Annotated in this window: 2 protein-coding genes and 1 pseudogene; 1 reads left to right on the top strand and 2 read right to left on the bottom strand. The window is 73.0% G+C overall.

Going from position 1 to position 3641, the window contains the following annotated elements:
- A pseudogene (locus tag VGD85_RS09920) lies at positions 1 to 319 on the bottom strand (hypothetical protein); the annotation flags it as partial.
- 126 nt (positions 320 to 445) lie between these two features.
- On the opposite strand from VGD85_RS09920, the gene VGD85_RS09915 reads away from it, so the two are divergent.
- A complete protein-coding gene (locus tag VGD85_RS09915; protein ID WP_331063289.1) occupies positions 446 to 1177 on the top strand; it encodes an AIM24 family protein in 732 nt (243 codons plus the stop codon).
- On the opposite strand, the gene VGD85_RS09910 is transcribed toward VGD85_RS09915, so the two are convergent.
- On the bottom strand, positions 1163 to 3388 hold the full coding sequence (locus VGD85_RS09910) for a response regulator (protein WP_331063288.1): 2226 nt from the start codon (positions 3386 to 3388) through the stop codon (positions 1163 to 1165). The genes VGD85_RS09915 and VGD85_RS09910 overlap by 15 nt on opposite strands.
- Positions 3389 to 3641 lie beyond the last annotated feature (253 nt).

Raw genomic sequence — 3641 nt, 5'->3', positions numbered from 1 at the left:
CGGCCGGGGGCGGCGGCACGGTGCCGGTGGCGGGTGGCGCCGGCGCTGCGGCGGGAGGTGCGGGCGTCGTCTGCAGGACCAGCGCCGGCAGCGAACCGGTCCGCTCGTGTTCGCTCAGCGCGGCCACGATGCGCTCCCGCTCCCCGTCGGGGGCGGGGCGTCCGGCGGCCTCGAGGTAGGCGATGACCCCGAGGTCACGAAGGAGCTTCTCCGGGGAGACCGCCGCTCCCGAGCCGCCCAGGCCCGAGTTCGCCAGCGCCGTGTCCGCCTTGGCCGCCAGCTCGTTCGCCGCCGCCTTGGCCTTGTCCAGGAATCCCATCTCGACTGCCCTCCCATGCCCTTCGTGGGGGTGCTCCCCCGTTCGGCAGCGTACGCCGCACGGCGCTCGTAGAGTGCGGAACAGGACGACGTCGGCGTGGAGCCGACGGCACCAGGAGGAGTGGAGATGCCGCTGCACGGGACGCTGCTGGAGGAGTTCAAGGAGAAGTCGTCGACCGACCCGTTCTCCCTGCAGAACAAGAAGCTGCTGAAGATCAACATGGGCTACGGCCCGGTCTGGGCCAAGACCGGCTCGATGGTCGCCTACCAGGGCGACGTGCGCTTCGAGAACAAGGGGTCCGGCGGCCTGGGCAAGATGTTCAAGCAGGCGGTGACCGGCGAGGGCGTCGACATGATGCAGTGCACGGGCAGCGGTGAGCTGTTCGTCGCCGACTTCGCCGCCGACGTCCAGGTCCTCTACCTGGAGAACGACATGATCTCGGTGAACGGCTCGAGCGTGCTGGCCTTCTCCTCCTCGATCGACTGGGAGATCCACCGCGTGCAGGCCCGCGGCGCGGCGATGACCGGCGGTCTCTACAACGTGTCGCTGCGCGGGACCGGCTACGTCGCCGTCACCACGAGCGGTGAGCCCGTCGCGCTCGACGTCGCGAGCGCCCCGACGTTCGCCGACGCGCAGGCGGTCGTGCTGTGGACGTCCGGGGTGACGATGGACATCCGGGTCGACACCGGCGGCGTGAAGTCGCTCGTCCGCGGCGGCACCGGGGAGCTGTTCCAGATGGCGTTCGGCGGCCAGGGCTTCGTCGTGGTCCAGCCGAGCGAGTCGGTGATCACCGGCGGGCACCAGGCCGCGAGCGGCAAGAGCAGCGGCGGCGGGCTGGGCGGGCTACTCGGCGGCTGAGGCGCCGGCGTAGTCCGGCGCCCAGTGCTCGAGGGCCGCCCGCAGCTCGGCGCGCCCCAACGGCTTGGTGAGCACGTCGTCCATGCCGGCCGACAGGCACCTCGTCCGCTCGGACGGGGCGGCGGTCGCCGTGAGCGCCAGGATCGGGAGCCGCGGCCCCTCACCTTCCCGTTCCCGCAGGGCCCGGGTCGCGGCGTACCCGTCCATGCGCGGCATGTGCACGTCCATCAGCACCGCGGCGAACGCGTCGGGCCCGGAGGACCCGGCCGCGGCGACGGCCTCGACGGCCTCGACGCCATCGGCGGCCTCGACCGCCTCGTAGCCGATCGAGGCGAGGAGGCCTCGCGCGACGAGGCGGTTGACGTCGTTGTCGTCGACCACGAGGACACGACGTACGCCGCGGGCCGGATCCGGGGGCGCCGGGAGCTCGGCCGGGTCGGCCACCGGCACCGGCTCACGGGCCCCGGGGGATGACGGGCGCGCCAGAGCGTCCAGGAGCACCTCGGCGGGCACCGGCTTGGCGAGCGTCGCCGTCACACCGGGGATCGGCGGCGATCCGTCCGGCGGATCGGAGGTGGCGCTGAGCATCAGCACCGGCGTGCCCGCGAGCCCCTCCCGAGCCTGGATCCTCGCGACGAGCTCGGGACCGTCCATGTCCGGCATGACGCTGTCGACGAGGACGGCGTCGAAGGGCTCCCCCGCGGCGTACGCCGACTCGAGCAGCGCGAGCGCGGCGGGCCCGTCCGAGGCGGCGACTGCGGCGGCCCCCCACTGGCCGAGCAGCTCGCAGAGGACCATCCGGCTCGACGCGTTGTCGTCCACGACGAGCACCCGCCGCCCGGCCACTACCGCCGGGTCGGGACCGCTGGCGGACCTCGGGGCGTCCTCGGCCGGGACCAGGGGCACCGTGAACCAGAACAGCGCGCCCCGCTGCGGGGCGTCGGCCACGCCGATCGTCCCTCCCATCGACTCGACGATCTGACGGGCGATCGCGAGCCCGAGGCCGGTGCCGCCGTACTTGCGCGTCGTGGAGGCGTCGGCTTGGGAGTAGGGCTCGAAGATGTGCTCACGCTCGCTGGGCGCGACGCCCGGCCCGGTGTCCGTCACCTCGACCCGGAGGACCGCGCGGCGCGTGACCTGGTCGTAGGCCAGCGCCCGCACGGAGACCTCGCCCCGGCTGGTGAACTTCAGGGCGTTCGCGCTGAGGTTGTAGATCACCTGGCCGAGGCGGGTGGGGTCGCCGCGCAGCCGGTCGGGGACGTCGGGATGGCAGGAGACGACGAGCTCGACGCCCTTCTGCCGGGCCTGGATGCCGAGCACGACCGCGATGTCGTCGAGCAGCCTGCGCAGGTCGAAGTCGATGTTCTCGAGCACCAGGCGCCCGGCCTCGATCTTCGAGAGGTCCAGCACGTCGTTGATCAGGCGCAGCAGGGTCCGTCCCGAGGTGTCGGCGCCCTTGACGAGCCGCTCCTGGTGGGCGTCCAGGGGCGTGCGCAACAGCAGGTCGTTGAGCCCGACCAACCCGTTCAGCGGGTTGCGGATCTCATGGCTCATCGTCGCCAGGAACGCGGACTTCTGCTGGGCGGCGAGCAGTGCGGCGTCGCGCGCCTCCGCCAGGTCGACGGCCGTACGCGCGACCGTGGCGTGCGAGCGGACCGAACGCACGAAGTAGCCGGCGAACGCCACGAACAAGACCCCGATCAGGACCATGGACCCGACGGACTCCTGGGCGGCCGAACGGTCGGCCTCCCGCTGGAGGCGTCGCGCGGCGTGCTGGAGGACCCTGTCCGCCTGGTACATCTGCCGCGCGGAGACACCCCCGGCGTCGCCGATGGCGTCCTCGTCCCCGGACGACACGGCCGACAGGATCTGCTCGAGGGCCTCGAGCGACCGGTCGAAGTGCCGGAGGAACTCCTCGCGCTCCGGGAGACCCGGCGCGGCGGCCAGGTCGTCGACCTCGCGGCGTACACCCTGCTGGGCACCCAGGAACTCGTCGGCGACGACCTGGGGGTCGTCGGTCTCGGCCGGCGAGGCTCCCCACGGGATGTCGAGCATCCGGATGATGTCCATCCTCACGACCACGAGCCTGGTGGCGGCGTCGTCCGCGGCGCGCGCGTCGCTCCGCAGGGTCGTCAGACCGGCGTACGTCGCACCCACGGCGGCCAGAGCCGCCACGAGGCCCGCCACGACGCGCACCCGGGTGGACACCACGTTCCCCACCTCCTCGCCCCCGTCGCGTGCTCGACGCGCCGGGAGACCACGGTCCGCCGGACCGCACGGTCACCCCGACCTCTCCATCGGCCGGTCCGCGGGCCGACTGAGGGGAAGCCACCCGCGCTTTCAAGGGACAGCCGACGCTCCCACGCGCCCGCACACGCAAGAACCCCGCCCGACCCGGCGTGGTGCCGGTCGGACGGGGTTCTCGTTCGGTCGGGCTGACAGGATTTGAACCTGCGACCCCTTG

Origin of the sequence: Nocardioides sp. (assembly GCF_036401255.1) — a bacterium.
Taxonomy (GTDB): domain Bacteria; phylum Actinomycetota; class Actinomycetes; order Propionibacteriales; family Nocardioidaceae; genus Nocardioides.
The sequence above is the reverse complement of the archived record's forward strand: the minus strand, read 5'-3'. Positions and strand labels throughout refer to the sequence as shown.